Origin of the sequence: Proteus sp. PR00224 (assembly GCF_016238105.1) — a bacterium.
Lineage (GTDB): Bacteria > Pseudomonadota > Gammaproteobacteria > Enterobacterales > Enterobacteriaceae > Proteus.
The window spans coordinates 61,290-80,946 of the sequence record NZ_JAEHQU010000006.1; the positions used below are offsets into that span (position 1 = coordinate 61,290).

At 38.7% G+C, this 19,657-nt stretch carries 15 protein-coding genes and 1 pseudogene; 5 read left to right on the plus strand and 11 right to left on the minus strand.

Going from position 1 to position 19,657, the window contains the following annotated elements; translation table 11 throughout:
* Positions 1 to 291: 291 nt before the first annotated feature.
* A complete protein-coding gene (locus JEP71_RS11605) occupies positions 292 to 2,499 on the plus strand; it encodes an extracellular solute-binding protein (RefSeq protein ID WP_198620131.1) in 2,208 nt (735 codons plus the stop codon).
* 285 nt (positions 2,500 to 2,784) lie between these two features.
* Here the strand turns inward: JEP71_RS11605 and norW are convergent, their stop codons facing one another.
* Together norW and norV are read right to left on the minus strand one after the other, a co-directional pair.
* Complete coding sequence (gene norW, locus JEP71_RS11610; RefSeq protein WP_198626267.1) at positions 2,785 to 3,939, minus strand: NADH:flavorubredoxin reductase NorW; 1,155 nt, start codon at positions 3,937 to 3,939, stop codon at positions 2,785 to 2,787.
* The gene (gene norV, locus JEP71_RS11615; protein WP_198626268.1) at positions 3,936 to 5,384 is read right to left on the minus strand and encodes an anaerobic nitric oxide reductase flavorubredoxin; all 1,449 of its coding nucleotides are present in this window, start codon (positions 5,382 to 5,384) and stop codon (positions 3,936 to 3,938) included. Before norV ends, norW begins: the two co-directional genes overlap by 4 nt.
* A gap of 190 nt (positions 5,385 to 5,574) precedes the next feature.
* On the opposite strand from norV, the gene norR reads away from it, so the two are divergent.
* Positions 5,575 to 7,092 (plus strand): nitric oxide reductase transcriptional regulator NorR, encoded by a 1,518-nt coding sequence (gene norR / locus JEP71_RS11620; RefSeq protein WP_198620128.1) that lies wholly within the window; start codon positions 5,575 to 5,577, stop codon positions 7,090 to 7,092.
* Between the two features lie 98 nt (positions 7,093 to 7,190).
* Here the strand turns inward: norR and JEP71_RS11625 are convergent, their stop codons facing one another.
* The 4 genes from JEP71_RS11625 to JEP71_RS11640 form a co-directional block, all read right to left on the minus strand.
* On the minus strand, positions 7,191 to 7,760 hold the full coding sequence (locus tag JEP71_RS11625; protein WP_198626269.1) for a molecular chaperone TorD family protein: 570 nt from the start codon (positions 7,758 to 7,760) through the stop codon (positions 7,191 to 7,193).
* 79 nt (positions 7,761 to 7,839) lie between these two features.
* The gene (locus tag JEP71_RS11630; protein WP_198626270.1) at positions 7,840 to 8,739 is read right to left on the minus strand and encodes a dimethyl sulfoxide reductase anchor subunit family protein; all 900 of its coding nucleotides are present in this window, start codon (positions 8,737 to 8,739) and stop codon (positions 7,840 to 7,842) included.
* Positions 8,736 to 9,377, minus strand: coding sequence for a DMSO/selenate family reductase complex B subunit (locus JEP71_RS11635; protein ID WP_198626271.1), 642 nt, complete (start codon positions 9,375 to 9,377; stop codon positions 8,736 to 8,738). Before JEP71_RS11635 ends, JEP71_RS11630 begins: the two co-directional genes overlap by 4 nt.
* Positions 9,374 to 11,794, minus strand: a complete 2,421-nt coding sequence (locus tag JEP71_RS11640) for a DMSO/selenate family reductase complex A subunit (RefSeq protein WP_198626272.1) — start codon at positions 11,792 to 11,794, stop codon at positions 9,374 to 9,376. The genes JEP71_RS11635 and JEP71_RS11640 overlap by 4 nt, the downstream gene beginning before the upstream one ends.
* A 446-nt stretch (positions 11,795 to 12,240) precedes the next feature.
* Between JEP71_RS11640 and JEP71_RS11645 the strand changes: the two genes are divergently transcribed.
* A complete protein-coding gene (locus JEP71_RS11645) occupies positions 12,241 to 13,026 on the plus strand; it encodes an AraC family transcriptional regulator (protein ID WP_198620123.1) in 786 nt (261 codons plus the stop codon).
* Between the two features lie 203 nt (positions 13,027 to 13,229).
* Positions 13,230 to 13,430 (plus strand): annotated as a pseudogene (locus JEP71_RS17700) (hypothetical protein); the annotation flags it as partial.
* A 38-nt stretch (positions 13,431 to 13,468) separates the two neighbouring features.
* Here the strand turns inward: JEP71_RS17700 and JEP71_RS11650 are convergent.
* A complete protein-coding gene (locus tag JEP71_RS11650) occupies positions 13,469 to 14,959 on the minus strand; it encodes an MFS transporter (protein WP_198626273.1) in 1,491 nt (496 codons plus the stop codon).
* 87 nt (positions 14,960 to 15,046) lie between these two features.
* Between JEP71_RS11650 and JEP71_RS11655 the strand changes: the two genes are divergently transcribed.
* The gene (locus tag JEP71_RS11655) at positions 15,047 to 15,601 is read left to right on the plus strand and encodes a TetR/AcrR family transcriptional regulator (RefSeq protein ID WP_198626274.1); all 555 of its coding nucleotides are present in this window, start codon (positions 15,047 to 15,049) and stop codon (positions 15,599 to 15,601) included.
* A gap of 64 nt (positions 15,602 to 15,665) precedes the next feature.
* Here the strand turns inward: JEP71_RS11655 and JEP71_RS11660 are convergent, their stop codons facing one another.
* The 4 genes from JEP71_RS11660 to JEP71_RS11675 are packed head-to-tail and all read right to left on the minus strand — an operon-like array spanning position 15,666 to position 19,348.
* Positions 15,666 to 16,421, minus strand: a complete 756-nt coding sequence (locus tag JEP71_RS11660; RefSeq protein ID WP_196533912.1) for an iron ABC transporter ATP-binding protein — start codon at positions 16,419 to 16,421, stop codon at positions 15,666 to 15,668.
* Position 16,422: 1 nt separating this feature from the next.
* Positions 16,423 to 17,430 (minus strand): iron chelate uptake ABC transporter family permease subunit, encoded by a 1,008-nt coding sequence (locus JEP71_RS11665; RefSeq protein ID WP_198626275.1) that lies wholly within the window; start codon positions 17,428 to 17,430, stop codon positions 16,423 to 16,425.
* The gene (locus JEP71_RS11670) at positions 17,417 to 18,379 is read right to left on the minus strand and encodes an ABC transporter permease (protein ID WP_198626276.1); all 963 of its coding nucleotides are present in this window, start codon (positions 18,377 to 18,379) and stop codon (positions 17,417 to 17,419) included. The genes JEP71_RS11665 and JEP71_RS11670 overlap by 14 nt, the downstream gene beginning before the upstream one ends.
* A gap of 9 nt (positions 18,380 to 18,388) precedes the next feature.
* On the minus strand, positions 18,389 to 19,348 hold the full coding sequence (locus JEP71_RS11675) for a siderophore ABC transporter substrate-binding protein (RefSeq protein ID WP_198620120.1): 960 nt from the start codon (positions 19,346 to 19,348) through the stop codon (positions 18,389 to 18,391).
* Positions 19,349 to 19,657 lie beyond the last annotated feature (309 nt).

A 19,657-nucleotide genomic window follows, 5' to 3' on the forward strand; every position in this document is an offset into this window, starting at 1 on the left:
GCTATCTATAAGACATAGATAAATTTGAACGTTCCAATAATAAAATGATGAAGAGTCTTTGCCAATAAATGAAGATCAGATCAGTGATCTTATTCAAATTAATTTTATTATCTTATTGATTAATATGAATATGAGTTTTTAATTGATATTGATAATTATTTATTTGAGACAAGTAATAAAAGATTGTTTTATAAACAATTATTAAATGGAACGTTCAAATTAATTATCGGTAGTCGAGATAAATAATTCAGGTATGCTAGTGAAAGCGGAAATTGAGATGGAAAAAGGTCTATGGCAACGATAAAAGATATTGCAAAATTAGCAGGTGTTTCTCATGGTACTGTTTCTAACGTATTGAACAAGCGTGGAAATGTAAGCGTTGAGAAAATTGAAGCTGTGTATCAAGCCGCCAAACAAATGGGTTATCAATTAAATACACAGGCTCAACTGTTAAGAACCAATAAAAGCCATAAAATTGCGATACTTTTACCTCAATTAGTTTCTGAAAAATATGCTGTTTTCTTTAATTCTTTAAGACAATCTATCGCTCATTTTCCTGAGGTTACTTACGATCTTTTTTTAACGGATGACCTTGAAACCACAGAGTTAGAGCTATTACAGAAAATTGCAGCAGGTGGTTATAAGCAAGTGATCACCGTGAGTTGCCTTAATGATGCGAATATCTATTTTGACACGTTAAAATTGTCCCCTTCTCAAATTGCATTTATTTATCGCCAACCACTCAATACACAACGTTTTTTTACACTCGATTTTGCTCAAGCGGCAGAGGCTATTTGCCAACAGGTAGCAAAAACTGTCGGTAAATTGGTCGGCATTTTTATTGGCAATAGTGATTATTTAAATAATCAGATTTTTGTTAATGAATTACAACATCGACTTTTGAAGTACGCACCAAATAAAAAAAATGTGGTGCTTTGCGCGTCAGATGAAGAGAGCTATAAAATTGCGTTTGATTTCTTTTCTATGGAGCAAATTCCAGACATATTTATTGCTCAAGATATAGAAAAAGCACGTTATTTAACACAAGCCAGTTATTTCGGTAGCCATAATGATTGCCCGCCTATTTTTGCATTGAGCGATAATATTCCACCTGTATTAAAAGGGTTGTATTACTTTCCAATGAACTATGCCCAACTTGGGTTAGAAGTAATTGATGCGTTAATGCAAGATGCCGATGAGGGAGAGATAACAGCAAATAATGCCATTTATGTGCGTAATCAAAGTGATCATCTTTATACGCAAACCGCTGCGGTTATATGTGAGGATAAAGCAGATATAAATCTTAATTTGCTTATTCTGCCTAGTCCTTCAACCAGTGCATTAAAAAAACTATTGCCCCATTTTTATCGCCAGACAGGAATTAAAGTTAATTTGGCGATACACCCTTATGATGAAGTTTATCAAATATTGAGTCAGCTACATTTACATCCATATTATGATTTGCTGCGTATTGATATGGCGTGTTTTCCTTGGTTTGCGGAAAGAATATTGCAGCCATTAGATAAGATCGGTAATGGACTAACGGATTTATTAAATAATTTCTCATTGCCCACTCAACAGAAATTTAGTTTAGTCAATAATGTTGCTTACGCCATGCCTTTTGATGCCAGTGCGCAACTTCTGTTTTATCGAAAAGACTTGTTTGAAGATCCTATTCTAAAAAGAATGTATTACGAAAAAACCGGTAATGAATTAACGGTGCCTGCGACGTTCGAAGAATACGATAATGTAACGCAGTTTTTTACTGAACAGCATGAAGAAGGGCAATTAAATCGTCCAATGGGCGCTTCAACAACATTAGGGAGTGCAGGGCTCATTGCAACAGAATATTTATTACGTTACTACGCAAAAGGTGGGCGTTTAATAGGAAGTAATAATATTCCTAGATTAGCAATGCCGTTAGCGGGTGAAATATTAGAAGAATATCTACAGCAATTGTCGATCACCGAAAATATTGATAATAAATGGTGGAGTGAATCAGTTAGACAATTTGAGCAAGGTCATCTTGCTATGCTTATCGCTTATATGAATTTATTTAACGATGTCGCTCATAGCAATATTTTACCTAAAACAGGTTTTGCACCTGTGCCCGGAAGTATTCCACAATTAGGCGGTGGCGTATTAGGCGTTTCACGTTATAGCCAAAAATCACAATATGCAGAGCAATTTTATCGTTGGCTTTATTCCCCAATGGTGATGGATCACCTAATTTTATTAGGTGGAAACAGTAATCATCAAAATTTCAGCCATAACCAAGAAATTAGCCATCGTTACCCATGGATGACATTGGCTTATCAAGAAATTAATAAGGGAATACGAGAATCTTCGGTACCTAATGGTAAGTTATTTAATTTACGCCAAGCCGAGATTATTATCGGACAAGGTATTACGAATGTCGTTAATAATATTATGACGATAGATGAGACTATTGATTATATAAATCAGCGTTTGTTGATAGATACTCAAGGTGAGCGGTGAATCAGTTTTTATTAGGCGACTTGCATTGTATTTATTATCCGTATATTACTTGCGCTAGAGCTGGTATGAGTGGTCCTGCTCTATAAATTATCGAACGTCGCCCGCGCTGCACCCTGATATACGGTCAGATCGTAAGGATCAAAATGTATATTCCTTAGAGAGCGGATAAGGCAACAAGCAAGGTTGTAAAATATTGCAAATTCGAATTTGTATTGTTTCAGCAAAAAGCACCTCTTGAGGTGCTTTTTGTCGTTTAAGAGGTCAAAATTAGAGAAGAGATTTAAATTAAGCGGACAGTGCTCTTAATAAAGCAAACGCTTCTTTTACCTGCTCTTCTGTTACCACAAAGGCACGTAATACATCATTTTTATCAAAGCCTTTAGCGATAATGCCCGATTGTGTTGTACTAATATTCCACGTTAAATCTTTACGTGCGGTTTCACCGGCAAGGTGCAGTGGCATTAAAGGCGTTTTTACCCGAATAATCATTGGCGGTAGATTAAGTGGCGCATTATTTTCACCTACAAGTGATTTTGCTAAATGCATCGCACTCAATTGTATTGGCTGTAAAAATGGCAATAAGCTACCGTTGATTTGTGCACAGTCACCTAAGGCATAAATATCTTTATCACTGCTTTGCAGATATTCATTCACAATAATCCCACGGTCAGTATGTAAGCCTGCAAGATAAGCAAGCTCTATATTTGGTGTAAGCCCAGTCGCGGCAATAACACAATCAACGGTTAATTGATGATGTTGATTAAATGTCGCTAAAATTCCGTTATCGGTTTGTGTTAATGACTGTAACGGTGATTTGAGCATTAAACGCACACCAATTTCTGTTAGGCTTGATTGTAAACGACCACTGAGATCAGATGGGATCAGCGACGATAATAATTGCCCAGAAATATCAGCAAGGATCACTTCTTTACCTGCTCGACTAAAATCCATCGCTAATTCAGTACCAATTAACCCAGCACCTAAAATTAACACACGTTTAGCGTGATGAATTTGCGTTTCATAAGCTCGGTACTCTTGTTGGCTATTGAGCGTCAACATTAACTCATGCCCTGAAATTGGCGGACAATAGGTTTTGGCACCAGTGGCTAATATTAATTTATCGTAATACCATTGTTCGCCTTGCATGCTCTGAATACGTTTTTCATCCGTATTAATATCCGTAATTTGCGTATAAGGATGAATTGCTAATTGATATTGTTGTGCAAAGTCTTGAGCCGTTTGTTTCGTTAAATCATCGGCACTTTGTGCCTGACTGATTACATGGCTTAAATCGGGTTTGTTATATTCATCAATACTGTCTGATGCAATTAGGGTAATAGGAATATCTGCATTAAATTTGCGAATATTTTTCACTAATTGGCGCGCAGCAAAGCCCGCGCCAATAATGACAATCCCATTACTGAGAAGGTCTTTACTCATTTTGCCTCCTTGGCAAGTGCATCAAAGACATCTTTTCCTAATGAACATTCAGGGCATAAGAAGTTATCAGGTACTTCACTCCACGGCGTATTAGGTTGAACATTTTGTATCGGTTCACCAATTGCAGGATCGTAAATCCATTGACACACACTGCATTGCATACAAGGACCTAAATCGACAGCTTCAATATTTGTGGTAACTTCAGGTTGTGATGAGACTGTACAACAAGATTGGGTTGCAGGAAGTGGCGCTAAAGCCCATTGACGTGCAATTTCACGACCATATTCACGACAAATCTCTTGTGCTTGCATATCTGGACGCCATTTGGTTTTTAGCGCCAGTGCGGTTTCAAATCCGGCATCCATCAAGCGAGTTTGAATGCGATCAACAGCGCCACCATTCCAGCCATAACTCCCGAAAGCAGCCGCTTTTTTATTACGAAAACGTAAGCCTGTCATCTCTTCAAGCATCGCTGCAATTTTTGGCATCATCACATTATTCATTGTCGATGAACCGACTAGAACACCCTTAGAACGAAAAGCACTAGTGATGATGTCATTTTTATCACTTTTGGCGACGTTATAGCTTTTTACAAATACGTTAGGGTCAATTTCGTTAATACCTTGTGCAATCGCATCTGCCATCATTCGTGTATTGTTTGACATGGTGTCATAGAAAATAGTGATGCGATCTTCTTGATAGTCTGCTGCCCATTTTAGATATAATTCAACGATTTGCGTTGGGTTGTCACGCCATACCACACCGTGAGAAGTAGCAATCATATCAACAGGTAAGTTAAAGCCTAAAATTTCATTAATTTTGGGTGTTACAAGGCGACTAAATGGCGTCAAAATATTGGCATAATAGCGTTGGCATTGTTCAAATAATTCAGTTTGGTCAACTTCATCGTTAAATAACCGTTCATCACAATAGTGCTGACCAAAGGCATCATTACTAAATAAAATCGCATCTCCCGTTAAATAGGTCATCATGCTGTCAGGCCAATGTAACATTGGCGTTTCAACAAAAATGAGTTGCTTGCCATTACCAATATCTAGGCTATCGCCTGTTTTAACGATATTAAAATTCCATTCAGGATGATGGTGATGACCATTGATTGAATCAATGGCATTTGCTGTGCAATAAATCGGGGTATTAGGTATAAAAGACATCAGCTCAGTGAGTGCGCCAGCGTGATCTTCTTCTGCATGATTAATAATAATGTAATCAATCTCTTCTAGAGCAATTTGCGTGCATAAATTTTGCACAAATTCACGGCTGAATTTATGATCAACCGTATCAATAAGCACATTCTTTTCTTCACGTATTAGGTAACTGTTGTAGCTACTGCCTAATAATGTTTTGTATTCAGTGCCATGAAAATCACGAACTTCCCAGTCACGTTGTCCAACCCAATTAACATTATTTTTAACATGAATAGCCATTTTGTATTGTTCCTTCTCATTAATCTTTTCATAGGGATATGTATTGATATAATCAAGAAGCGTGCCATTTTTTAATTTGTTGTTTTATAACGTTTTTTATTTTGTTGGCTATTTATATATTGTCAATATGACTATCTTTATCATGTCAAAATGACCATAATAACAGTCATAATGACTATGAGGTGTTTTTATGGGCTTTTCTGTTGATGTGCTGGCTAAAATTGCCATTGAATTACAAAAAGATGTGGGTCATCAAGATAGGTTTCAACGCCTTGTGACCACGCTTCGGCAAGTGCTAAATTGCGATGCAGCCGCTCTGCTTCGTTATGAGCCTCATCAGTTTATTCCATTGGCGATAGATGGTCTTGTGCCTGATGTATTAGGGCGGCGCTTTTTACTTGAAGGGCATCCACGCCTTGAAACTATTGCGCGTGCTGGGGATGTTGTTCGTTTTCCTGCGGATAGTGATTTACCCGATCCTTATGATGGGCTTATTCCGGATAGAGAGCATTTAAAAGTGCATGCTTGTGTGGGATTGCCGTTATTTGCGGGACAAGACTTAATTGGTACGTTAACGCTTGATGGAATGGACCCTAATCAGTTTGATACCTTTAGTGATGAAGAATTACGTTTAATTGCTGCATTAACCGCAGGAGCATTAAATAATGCATTATTGATTGAGCAACTTGAAAATCAAAATATGTTATTTACGCCAACCAATACGTTTAAGCCCACAGTAAAAACAGAAATTATTGGTTTATCGCCTTCAATGATGCAACTGAAAAAAGAGATAGAAATTGTTGCACCCGCAGATATGAATATTTTAGTGAGTGGCGAAACGGGAACGGGTAAAGAGCTGGTGGTAAAAGCCATTCATGAAATGTCTAATCGTGCAGATAATCCGTTAGTCTATTTAAATTGCGCCGCACTGCCTGAGAGCGTGGCGGAAAGTGAATTATTTGGTCATGTGAAAGGGGCTTTTACAGGAGCAATTAGTCATCGTAGTGGTAAATTTGAAATGGCAGATAACGGAACGTTATTTCTTGATGAAATAGGGGAGTTATCATTATCACTGCAAGCCAAATTACTGCGTGTCTTACAATATGGTGATATTCAACGTATTGGTGATGATCGTAATTTACGCGTTAATGTGCGTGTATTAGCAGCAACAAATCGTGATTTATGGGAAGAAGTATTAGCGGGGAATTTCCGTGCTGATTTATTTCATCGTTTAAGTATTTTCCCTCTGCATGTGCCTCCATTACGAGAAAGAGACGAAGATATTCTGCTATTAGTAGGTTATTTTTGTGAGCAATATCGTCAACGTTTTAATCTTACTCAAGTGATTATTAGCCCAGAATTACGCCTTTATTTATTACACTATTCTTGGCCAGGTAATGTGCGAGAATTAGAACACACCATTCATCGAGCGATTGTTTTAGCCAGAGCGGGAAATAAAACTGATAGCCTTATTTTACAAGTGAGCCATTTTGCTTTAGGAGCTGAAAATCCAGTTCACTCTGGTTCTCAAATGTTACCTTCAGAAGAAAAAAATCTAAAAGAAGCAACGGACGAATTTCAGCGAGACTTAATCAAACAAGCATTACTGCGTAATAACCAAAATTGGGCAGCAACCGCGCGAGAATTATCACTTGATCCGGCTAATTTACGTCGTTTAACAAAACGCTTGGGATTAAAATTATCATAATTTTAAAAGGGATGTTCTAAATGAAAAAAGGTAATTTGGGTGCGTGGTCCAAATTACCTTAAATAATTATGTTAGGATGATAAGTTGTTAATAAATTTCTATTTTCTGAATGCGTTCACCGTGATGGTTACCAGTTCTGTTAATGTGCTATAAAATTGGCTATACCCACTCATTTTTAATTTATTTAAATAGTGAGGTAGCCATGTGGTTAAATGAAGGGAAAATAATTCATTAACTGCTTCTTCTTTTTTTTCCGATGCCAATACCGCCGCTTGAAATAGCATCAAACCGATATGATCAACAGGCTCTGGAAAAGGCGTGTTTACTTTTAAACGTTCCCGTTTTAAAAATTCACTCAGCGCAAGGGTAGAATCCCCTTGTAATAAACCTTCAAGATCTAAATAGACCGAACCCCAAGGTGGGGCAGGCAATGCATTAGGGCCAACAAAAAGATTTTGCCATTGGGTTTTTAATTGCTCTGTATCGATAGACACAGAATCAATTAAACGTTCACACAGACGGTTTTCAATTTTACAAGGCCACTGTGCTACAAAATCCCCAGTTTTAAAAAAGTTGAGTGCAGTTTTATTGGTGTCATCATCAGGTGGGAACAAATAACAAATTCCCAATAAATTAAATGCAGCCGCATAATAAGAGAGTCTGCTCATAATTTTGATATTTCCTTAAACAAACCCCGATTAATGAGGTTTGTTTTTTTTATTATTTAAACGACATACTCAATGGCAATTAGTGAATTGAGTAGAAAACATAGCGCAACATAAAGTCCGCGATAATTGCGATAACACAGCCAAGTGCAAAAATAGACTCAGTGGATTTCTCTTGATTTTTAGGGGCTAGGAATTTCACTAAACTATAACCACAAGCCAATACTGCAAAGGTTGCTAAGATCCAGCATGTAGTCCGTAACGAACCAATGGAGTAATAGACTTGAATAGGTGATAACGGGAATGTCACCGATTTTTGGCTATATAGAGTGCTAGTTAAATATTGCTCATAAAAAGGTTGATACAATAATCGACCCATTAAGCTAACTGCTATTATTCCCCATAGTTGCCATTTCCAACGCATTGGGAAAGAGGTTTGTGGTATTTCAATACCTAACTTATTTCCGACACGTTGCACTATTTTGAACAATAAAAAGAAAATTGCAGCACCTAGCGTTAACATTGCCCCGAAGAACATCACATACGTGTTGTTATCCATCCATGTCAAAATGGAGGTGTGGCGATAAATTGATGCCATGCAATAAATATCAAATAACCCAATCAGAATACTGGTACTTAATAACAGCATTGAGAGTTTGCGAGTGCGCCAGAGCCATAAAAAGGTTAAGCCTAGACAACCGACAAAAATAGCTGTGATAGCAACTTCACGACTTAGCCAAGCGGAAAAAACATTTCTAATCGCATTTGGGGCATTTAATGGCACACCTAAGTGAGTGATTGAGGCAATAGAGCCTAAACCTGCTAGTCCGCAAATAACAAATAAGGCCAATAGCATAAAGCGATAGTAGCTTTCTGCATTGAGATAATGAGAAAGGCGGCGAGCAAAAAGCCCTGTTGTTAGCGCAAGACCAATGGCCGCATTCATCATAAATGTGAAGATTAATAATGACCATTCATTCATTTTCTTTCTCCCTTATTATTAATTCCGTCACTATTGGCACCCTGATGTGGGTTAATAACAAGGTTTGGATGCGTTATTTCAGGGGAAGGTAAACCCGTGACATAATCTAAATCGCCATAGCGTTCACGTAGTTCATCAATAGGGCCAAATTGGATTGCACCTAACGGACAAGTAGCGACACAAACGGGTTGTTCACCTTTTTGCTGTAAATCGATGCAAAAATCGCATTTTGACATCTGTTTGGTTTCTGGGTTCATTTGTGGTGCGCCATAAGGGCAAGACCACGCACAAGCACCACAACCGACACATTTGTCTGTATCTACCATCACAATGCCATCACCTTCACGCTTATGCATTGCGGTTGTTGGGCAATTTTTAACGCAAATAGGATCGTCACAATGGTTACAAGAGATAGATAAGGTGTAAGCAAAGACATTATTAATCAGTGCGCCTTTAGGATTTCGGGTATACCCGCCACCCGTAATTTCATAGACACGACGAAATTTGCGCCCGACATCGAGGTTATTTTTATCTTTGCACGCAACCTGACACGCTTTACAACCTGAACAGCGAGCGCTATCGATATAAAATCCTAACTGTTTACTACTCACTGCGGGATAAACGATAAATTTACTCATGCTTTTGCTACCTCGACCAATAATGTTTGGTGAGCATTGCCGTGTGCCATTGCGGTGCTACGAGATGATGTTAATACGTTGGCACATCCACCTTGATCTATGCCTTTTGCATCAGGTTGCCACCAAGCACCTGCTTGCAAGGCGACAACACCAGGCATAATTCGTTGTGTTAATTTGACGGGAACCATGGTTACCCCGCGATCGTTATACACTTTGACTTTCTCGCCCTCTTTGATGTTTCTATCTAGGGCATCTAACGGATTAATCCACAGTTCTTGGCGTTGGACTTCTTGCAACCAAGGGTTAGCAAATTGTGTTGAGTTTGCGCGGTTACGCCCTTTCCATGTGATAAGTTGCAGAGGGAATTTATCCGTTAACGTATCTTCGGGGCCCTCAATTGCGGGTACATAATGAGAAAGCGCAGGAATATCGACATTATTCATGTCATATAAACGCTTAGAGAAGATCTCAATTTTTCCTGATGGTGTTGGGAATGGGTTATTCTCGATATCTTGGATATTTTTCTCAAATGCCACATTTTGAGTATGAGGACGATGTTTTAAGAGATGACGGCGTTTAACCAATAGCTCTTGAAAGGTTGGAATACCGTCTTCAGGACGTTTAACACTCGCGTCATTAACTAAATATTCAATCCAATCACGGTCAGTCTCTTTGCCTTCGCTAAATTGTTCGCCTACCCCTAATTTATCGGCAACTTCACGTAACCAATCGTAGTCAGTGCGACGCTCAAACTCAGGTTCAATTACTTTTTCAGAAAGAATAATGTAGTCGCCATAACTCCATGTACCACCGATGTTCCAACGTTCTAGGAAGCTGGTTTCTGGTAGTAAAATATCGGCGTATTTTGCACTTGGCGTAAGATAGAGATCACTACAGACGATAAACTCGACTTTCGATTCATCTTCAAGTACTTTCGCAGCATGAAGAATATCGGTATTTTGATTTGTCATGTAGTTACCGGCCATTGAGAAAATCATCTTGATTTCAGTATCAAGTTTCTCTGCATTCAGTAACCCATTTTGTGGTGTGACTAAACTTTTATCTTCACACGCTTGTACCCAGTTGGTGATATTGATTTTCGCTTTTACTGGGTTGATTAATAGGCTTGGCCCTGCGATGGTTTTACGCAGTTCAGAATTTAATGCCATTCCATAACCCGCAGCCCAACCACCACGCACTCCCACATTCCCCGTGATAGTGGCGAGTAAAGTAGCGCCACGCGCCGTCCGTTCACCACAAATATGACGTTGAGGCCCCCAGCCTTGCATTAATGCAGCAGGTTTTGTCGATGCGTATTCACGCGCTAATTGTTTAATAGTATCGGCAGGTACTTTAGTGATGGTTTCAGCCCATTCAGGGGTTTTCTTAATGCCATCTTTTTTACCCATTAAATAGGCAACTAAAGACTCATTTTCACCCACACCTTCTGGCATTTGGTGCTCATCAAAGCCGATTGTGTATTTATCAATAAAGGCTTGGTCATGCAGGTTTTCGCTGACGATGACATACATCATCGCATCCATCATCGCGTTATCTGTCGTGGGTAATAAAGGGATCCACTGATCAGCTAAAGAAGAGGCGGTATCAGAATAACGAGGGTCAACGACAATAAATTTAGTGCCGTTTTTCTTCATTTTTTGGAAAAAATGGTTTGAATGACCAAAAATAGTTTCGTTAGGATTATGACCCCATAAAATCACGAGAGGGGTATTTTCTAACGTATCTAATGTACTGCCACTGGCTGCGGTGCCGTATGTATAAGGCGTGACCGCAAGGGTATTGCCGTTACTGACAGAGTGATAATTTTCCAGAAAACCGCCAGTGATATTAAACAGGCGACGTAACATATTCGCACCTGAGAAAATACCGCCAGTAACGCCCGTACTTAAACTCACAAAGCGAGACGCTGGACCATATTGCTGGTTAATGTGTTGCATATTTTGTGCGATAAGCGTGGTGGCTTCTTCCCAACTGATGCGCTCAAATTTGCCTTCGCCACGTTTTCCAACGCGTTTCATTGGGTATTTTAAACGGTCTGGGTGATAGACAAATTTACGATAACCACGGCCTCGTACACAGGCACGCATAATGGGCATCTCTTCATCTAAATCAGCATCTGGGCGTGTGCTAATACGGGTGACTTTGCCATCTTTTACATGGGCACGAATGTCACATTTGCCTCCACAGTCAAAGCTACTACAGGTTGAAACAACGCGCTCTTCATCTTCGGTTGTTATTGATTTTACTGGGATAGCGTTATCTGTTGTCGCAGCAAAAGAGTTTGATGCGAGAAAAGGAAGGGTGACTAATGCTGAGCTCGCTTGAATAAAGTGACGGCGGCTAACATCGTTGAGAATGCTCTTTGTATCACTATCGTGATCGGACTGATTGCTCATAATGAACTCTACCTTAAACATAATAGGCGGATCCCGATATACCCGATACTTGATATAAAGAATGTGCGTGTTTTTTCTAGGCTATGAATAAAGGGAATGTCTGGTATCCGCTGCATTATTATTGAATGCATAGATAATTGCAGAATGCTCGAAATAACCTCTGCGAGAGGGATAGTAGTTGATTAATCTTTTGCCAACATTCTAAAACCAGACAATGACATTTGAATTTCAGCCTATTTACGAGAGGTGTTAAAAGCTCGTTTTTTGATTGTTAATAGGGTTTGTTAAATAGATATCAAGAAGGTTGAAATTTCGCATAAGGTATTTTAGCTATATATTTAAATATATAACGATTTTAATTATATAGGTTATTATTTGCCAGTGTGTAGAGCGTGGGATAACTGCTATATTAAAAGGAAGAAAATAAAAAGAGAGTGGTTTAAATTGTGAGAAATGTACCTTTAAAAAGCGTTGATTCACTTGACCGAGATGTTATTGCGCTAGGTACAGACTATCTGCCTAATACGTTGTTAGAAACGCATCAACATCGTCGAGCTCAATTTTTATATCCTGCCACAGGCTTAATTGAAGTGAGTACCAATGATGGTGAGTGGGTTATTCCACCGTCTTGTGGCGTATGGATACCGCCAGAAACAGGGCATGAAACTCGTATGTTAGATGTGAGTACGCGAAGCTTGTATATCGAGCCTTCTGCTGCTCCTCGTCATAGTAAACAGTGTGAAGTGTTAAGTGTTTCTCCTCTCTTTCGTCAGTTGTTACTTGAAGCTGTTGATGTACCTGCGGAATATGACAAAAAAGGGCGAGATGGTCTTTTAATGCAGTTAATCCTATGTGAATTATCGAAAGCAAAACCATTACCGTTTTTTGCGCCTATTCCACAAGACAGTAAATTAGCTAAATTATGCCGTGATTTTATCCGTAATCCTAAAATAGATTCTTTACCGCAACAGTGGGCAGATAAATTACATAAAAGTGAGCGCTCTTTTAGCCGATTTTTTCGTCAGCAAACAGGAATGTCATTTTCACAATGGCGACAGCAAGTCTGTTTATTAAATTCATTAACACAAATCTTATCAGGACGCGGTATTACCGAGATTGCCTTTGATTTGGGTTATAACAGCGCTGGCTCATTCTCAACAATGTTTAAAAAACAGATGGGACAATCGCCTTCTCATTTTAGTATGGATGCATTGGATATTGATCGGTTTTAATATGAATAATAAAATAATTCTCTAATTAAATTAAATATAGATAATTTTTGAGTTTAAAAATAGATATACTCTTATTTTAAGTTAGATGTTAATTTTATTTAAATAAGTAGGAATAGTATTCTTAATAAATATTTTCTTTAGAAGATAGTTCTATTATTTTATCTCTTTTATACTTTGCTCTCTTTTAGTATAGAGATATGTTTGTGGGATTAATTCTTAAAGAACAATGTGTTATTGTGGAACATGATTGCTCTGATTGGTTAACAACTCAGTCTGAAGAAAATCCAACTATTGAATATTCGAATGGTTTAAAAATTTATGCAATTTTTAAACGACAGTTTCTTTCAGGTAAACAAAGTCGTGACAGAAAACAACGTCACCTAGGAGATAACTGTCCTTTAATTTCTACAAAAATGTGCAAATAGCTATTATCAAAACAATTTTACTTTCGCACCTCATTCCGTAAACAATAAGGTAGAACCACTAAGCTAAGTGCCGTAATAATTGCGGTCGCGGTTAGCACGACAAAAAAGGCATTTTCAAAGGCGATATTTGCTTGAGATATCACAAGAGAAGCCATGTCATTTGGCAATTTTTCTGCCACAATAAGAGCCTCATCTAAACTGTCATATACCGCATCATCAATTGTTAATGAGTCAGGTAATATCAGTTTTAAGGTGTACACGGTACTCATCAAACTGCCCATAAATGTCACACCAATCACACTACCGAGCTCATAAGCTACATCTTCAATTGATGCCGCCATTCCCGCTTGCCTATCTGCGACACTCAACATAATTGACGTAGATGCCGAGGTAAAGATAATACCTAAACCAAAGCCGATTAAGAATAAGCTACCGATTAACACCATTGGAGATGTTGTTTGATAAACAGCAATTAACCACAGATTTCCCACCAAAGTAAGCATAAATCCAGCAATAATTAAGCGAACTTCACCTAAACGCACCAAGAAATAACCTGCCAAGGGAGAAGCAAGTACAGAGCCAATAGGAATAGGTAAAATGACCAGCGCTGCATTCAGTGGAGTAAAACCCGCAACAAGCTGTAAACGCTGGCTAAGCAATAATTCAATGCCTACAATGATCACCATAGAAAGTACGGCCATTAAAATACCGATACTAAAAAAGCGGTTTTTAAATAACCTAAAGTCAATCATCGGGTGAGTCTGTTTACGTTGGCGTAGAGTAAATAGAGTGAGGAAAACTACGGCAATAATGGCGGCAATCGTCGCTTCATTCCACTGTGTATAAGGTTTTCCTATCTCTTTTAAGGCATAAATAGTACTGATCAAACCCACTAAAATGAGTACTGAGCTTAAATAATCAATTTTATGATCACCATATCCCGAAAACTTAGGAATAAGCCAAATAGAGAACGGCAAGACAATAAGCACAATAGGGACGTTAATTAAAAAGACAGAACCCCACCAAAAATGTTCAAGTAACATGCCACCAATTAAAGGCCCTAAAGCAGCTCCGCCAGAAGCAACCGCAGACCAAATGCCAATCGCAATAGCTCGCTCTTGTGGATCGCTAAAAACTTGGCGCACGATTGATAGTGTTGCAGGCATACTCATTGCGGCACCCACGGCTAAAAAACCTCGAGAAGCAATTAAAGTGGTTGCTGTCGGTGAGAAAGCAGCACATAGAGAGGCAATCGCAAAAAGAGGAAGACCACAGATAAACAGCGTTTTATGACCAATTCTATCGGTTAGCATACCTGCTGCGGGTAATAATCCAGCAACAATTAATGGATAAGCATTCATTATCCAAAGTTTTTCTGAAGCACTTGCGTTTAAATCATAAGTTAAACGTGGCAATGCGGTATAAAGCACGGTTACATCAACAACAATGAGAAACAGCATGCTAGATACCAAAAGTAATACTATCCAACGTTTATAATCTTTTATCATAGAAATCTCAGTTATTTTTATGTGTATTATTTTTACTAGCGGCTATAATATAAATCCATACGAACGTATTGAAAAGAGGTTTTTTTTATGGGACGTCAAAGAACCATTGATAGAGAAAAACTGTTAGAAGCTATCTTCGACATTGTCATGGAGCAAGGAGCGGCAGCATTAACGATTGATACTGTTGCAAAAAAAATGGGGATCTCAAAAGGGGGCGTTCAATACTGTTTTAGTAGCAAAGAAGCAATGATTGATGCGATGTTTGAGCACTGGGAAGGCAGTTATGAAACGCAATTTAAAAAAATCGTTGAAAACGATAACTCACCTGAAAATCGAGTCACTGCACATATTCATGCCACTCATAATCATGACAAAGTCTCTTTTGCTAAAGGAGCGAGTTTGATGGCAGCATTGCTGCAAACGCCTGAATATCTACAAAGTACAAAAGAGTGGTATCAGCAACGATTAGCAGGTGTAGATATGACAACAGAAGCTGGAAAACGGGCAAGATTGGCATTTTTAGCGACAGAAGGCACTTTTTTACTGCGCTCTTTTGGATTAATGGATATTGATGATAACGAATGGCAATCTATCTTTGAAGATATTGATTCAGAGTTACTTCAGCAAGGGAAAAGGCAATAAAAAAGCATGTTGTTAATGAAAAGAACAACATGCTTTTTATTGAAGATAATAGGGCTAAATGGAATTAGTAATACATAGCAATTAGCTTATTATCTAGCTCTTTAACGTCAACGGGTGTATCGAAAATATCTTCGATAATCTCTGCTTTCATGATCTCTTTTGGTGAACCGTGATAATACAGTTGTCCGTTACGCATGGCTAAAATATAGTCAGAATAAACAGAAGCAAAATTGATATCATGAATAACGATAATAATGGTTTTTCCTAATTCATCTGCTGCTTTTCGCAGAAGTTTCATCATGATTACCGCATGCTTCATATCAAGATTATTCAGTGGTTCATCAAGCATGACATATTCTGTGTCTTGGCATAGCACCATCGCAACATAGGTACGTTGACGTTGCCCACCCGATAATTCATCTAGATAACGATGACGAAATTCAGTCAAATTTAAAAAGTCTAATGACTCATCAATAACTTTTTTATCATCGAGCGTTAAACGACCTTTGCTGTAAGGATAGCGACCAAAGCCAACTAATTCTTCTACGGTTAAACGGCTAACAAACTGGTTTTCTTGGCGCAGTATTGAAAGATTTCTAGCAAGAACATCGCTATCAGTTGCAGCAACATCCATACCATTAACGCTCACCATGCCACTTTCAGGAAGTAATAGACGTCCAATAACAGAAAGTAGTGTGGATTTACCCGCGCCATTAGGGCCTATGATCGAAGTAATACCGCCACGTTGAATTGTTGTTGTAATATTATCGAGAACGGTCGTGTCTTGATAACGTTTTGATATTTTGCTGATTTCAATCATATTAAAGTCTTCTTAACACCAAATAGATAAAGAACATCCCACCAACAAACTCAATCACAACAGAAAGTGTTCCTGTCATTTTTAAGCCATATTCTAAAACCAGTTGCCCACCGATTAAGGCAATAGTGCCCAGTAGGAAGGCTACGGGCATCAAGAAACGGTGCTGGCTACTGCCACTGATATGATAAGCGAGGTTAGCGACAATTAACCCTAAGAAGGTTAACGGACCCACTAACGCCGTTGATACAGCCACTAGAATAGAAATCAGTAACAGAATATAAGTGGTTTGTTTGCGGTAATTAATACCGAGGTTAATGGCATTGGCTTGTCCTAATGCCATGACATCAAAGCTATAACGCATACGCCAAAGTAAAACACCGACAACCACAATCATGGCTAAGGCACAAAAGATAAGATCAGGCGTTGCACGGGTGAAAGTGGCAAACATACGACTTTGTAAGACGGAAAACTCATTGGGGTCCATCAAACGTTGTAATAGCGTAGCTGAACTACGAAATAAAGTGCCTAAAATAATCCCGATCATCAGGACTAAGTTAATGTTAAAGCGTACCGAACTAAACAACCAACGATAGAGCACAACAGAAAATAGCACCAGCAATGTCGATTCTAAGAAGAACTTTGATAGGTTCAACATCCACGAGGCAGGCATATCCCCTTCAAAGAAAATAAACACAGTTTGTAGTAATACAAACAGGGCTTCTAACCCCATAAGTGAGGGTGTCAAAATACGGTTATTCGCGATGGTTTGAAACAATATCGTGGAAACACCAGCGGCAAACGCTACCACAATCATTGTAAGTACAATATAAGCACGGTGAGTCAGAATATAAGAGATATTGCCGTTTAGGTTTATCGTCATAAATAACACAATGGATAATAACGATGCCCCTAATAATAACCAAATACGAGACATAGGTGAGAGGCGCGTTTTCTTATGTTCGACAGCGCCAGTACATTTGCTAATTATGGATGAATTAACTTTTTGCATAACGTTGCTGCTTTAATATTAAGAAAAGGAAAATAACGGCACCCACTGCGCCTAAAATAACGCTGGCAGGAATTTCAAATGGGTAGCGAATAAGGCGACCAATCACATCACACAGTAAAACAATTGCACCACCACTCAAGCAAACCCAAGGAATGGTTTTGCGGATGTTATCGCCCATTACTAAGCTCACCAGATTGGGCACAATTAAGCCGAGGAAAGGTAATGCGCCGACAACGGAAACCACAACACCACTAATCAGTGCAATAATGGATAACCCAATGATCATCACTTTGCGGTAATTGAGTCCCACGTTAATGGAAAATTCACGCCCCATTCCGGCAACAGTAAAGCTATCAGCTACCCAACACGCCATGATTGCTAGCGCACCGACAAGCCATAACAGCTCATAACGGCCTTGTAACACACTTGAGAAATCGCCACTTGTCCATGCATCTAATGATTGCAGTAAATCGAAATATACCGCTAAGAAGATGGTGAGTGCGCCAATAACTGCACTGAGCATAATGCCCACTAAAGGTACTATTAGTGTTGTTTTTAAGGTGATCCTTTGCAAAAGCAACATAAATAACAAAGTACCAAGAAGGGCAAAAACAGTTGCAACCATCATTTTGGTAAAGATGCCAGCGGCTGGAAAGACCAACATGACAACTAATAAGCCAAGACTTGCAGATTGTGTTGTTCCTGCAAGAGAAGGTTCAACGAAGCGGTTTTGAGTGAGTAGTTGCATGATTAAACCTGCAACACTAATGGCACCACCAGCGAGTAATAATGATAGGGTTCTTGGCACACGGCTGATAAAGAAGATATCGCGCATATCGGGATCAGAAAAAAGCGAAGCAGGAGTAATATCTCCTGCGCCGACAAATAGACTGATCATTGAGAGGATAGCAACAATCCCTATCCCCAATGATAAATGGAACGTTTTCATTCGATTATTTTATTTTTTCTGATCCAACGCCTGATTAATGGTATCCATTAAGCGAGAGTAAGTTTGGATCCCGCCTGAAATGTAAATAGAGCTTGAATCAAGATAGATAACTTGGTCTTTGTTCCAAGCGTTTACTTTTCTTACCAGTGCGTTATCGAGAACTTGTTGAGCAGGTTGTGAATCTTCACGACCAATTGCTGCATCACGGTCAATGACAAACAGCCAATCTGGGTTAAGTTTTAACAGTAATTCAGAGTTAACGATGTTGCCGTGTGAACCTGGGCTATCAAAAACATAAGCGGGTTCAAAACCTAATACATCATAGATAAAGCCAAAGCGAGAGCCTGGCCCATAAGCTGAAATTTTACCGCCACTGACTAAAACCACCATTGCTTTACCCGCATCTGGGGTTTTTGATTTTACGGTAGCAATTTTGCTATTGAAATCAGCCAATAATTTTTTAGCTTGCTCTTCTTTACCAAAAATTTGACCTAATGTGGTTGTGCGTTCAGCAAGGCTTTCAATAAAACGCTTAGGATCGATATCCATTGAAATCGCAGGTGCAATTTCACTTAATTTAGGATAAGCATCACGCGCACGGCTACCACTTAAAATTAAATCAGGCGCTGTTGTGCTGAGCTTTTCATAGTTTGGTTCAAATAAGGCACCTTCATTGATGTAATCGTTCGGATTGGTGTACTTCTCTAAGAATTTTGGTAAATGAACATTCGTTTGTGGAAGACCAACAATAGAAACACCTAATGCATCAATAATATCGAGGGTTTCCATATTCATCACAACCACTTTTTGTGGGTGTGCAGGGATTTCAGTTGTCCCTTGGAAATGTTCAATCGTGAGAGTTTGTTTCTCTGCTGATTGTGTTGTTGATGTGTCTTGAGCGTTATCACAACCTGCGATAACAAGTGAAGAAAGCAGTAAGAACAGTGGGCTTAATGACTTTTTAAACATTCTCTTTCCCATATTGTTGCAACACGAAATAACACGGATCTTTACAGCAGTGGCCTAAATATCGATCCACAAAGAAGACGATAATACCATCAAAAATATAAAGAGTAATGATACTAATTCACATTCTCATAATAATAAAGAATTAACTTGACTAAAATGGCGAAATTTTGCGAGTAGTCATAAGTGTTAATCAGAAAGACAAATTTCGTGACGTGAAAGAACTCTTAAGATTATTTGCTCAATTTGTGAAGAGTGTCAAAAGAGTAGGTCAAGGAGAGACAATTCTGAACCTATAAGAAATATCGTTAA

Coding starts and splice junctions, on each gene's coding strand:
- norV (WP_198626268.1), bottom strand. CDS start 5,384: ATGGCTATTCATGTTAAAAATAATGTTAATTGGGTTGGACAACGTGAC.
- JEP71_RS11665 (WP_198626275.1), bottom strand. CDS start 17,430: ATGCAAAAAGTTAATTCATCCATAATTAGCAAATGTACTGGCGCTGTC.
- JEP71_RS11635 (WP_198626271.1), bottom strand. CDS start 9,377: ATGAGTAAATTTATCGTTTATCCCGCAGTGAGTAGTAAACAGTTAGGA.
- JEP71_RS11655 (WP_198626274.1), top strand. CDS start 15,047: ATGGGACGTCAAAGAACCATTGATAGAGAAAAACTGTTAGAAGCTATC.
- norW (WP_198626267.1), bottom strand. CDS start 3,939: ATGAGTAAAGACCTTCTCAGTAATGGGATTGTCATTATTGGCGCGGGC.
- JEP71_RS11675 (WP_198620120.1), bottom strand. CDS start 19,348: ATGTTTAAAAAGTCATTAAGCCCACTGTTCTTACTGCTTTCTTCACTT.
- norR (WP_198620128.1), top strand. CDS start 5,575: ATGGGCTTTTCTGTTGATGTGCTGGCTAAAATTGCCATTGAATTACAA.
- JEP71_RS11660 (WP_196533912.1), bottom strand. CDS start 16,421: ATGATTGAAATCAGCAAAATATCAAAACGTTATCAAGACACGACCGTT.
- JEP71_RS11670 (WP_198626276.1), bottom strand. CDS start 18,379: ATGAAAACGTTCCATTTATCATTGGGGATAGGGATTGTTGCTATCCTC.
- JEP71_RS11625 (WP_198626269.1), bottom strand. CDS start 7,760: ATGAGCAGACTCTCTTATTATGCGGCTGCATTTAATTTATTGGGAATT.
- JEP71_RS11605 (WP_198620131.1), top strand. CDS start 292: ATGGCAACGATAAAAGATATTGCAAAATTAGCAGGTGTTTCTCATGGT.
- JEP71_RS11630 (WP_198626270.1), bottom strand. CDS start 8,739: ATGAATGAATGGTCATTATTAATCTTCACATTTATGATGAATGCGGCC.
- JEP71_RS11650 (WP_198626273.1), bottom strand. CDS start 14,959: ATGATAAAAGATTATAAACGTTGGATAGTATTACTTTTGGTATCTAGC.
- JEP71_RS11640 (WP_198626272.1), bottom strand. CDS start 11,794: ATGAGCAATCAGTCCGATCACGATAGTGATACAAAGAGCATTCTCAAC.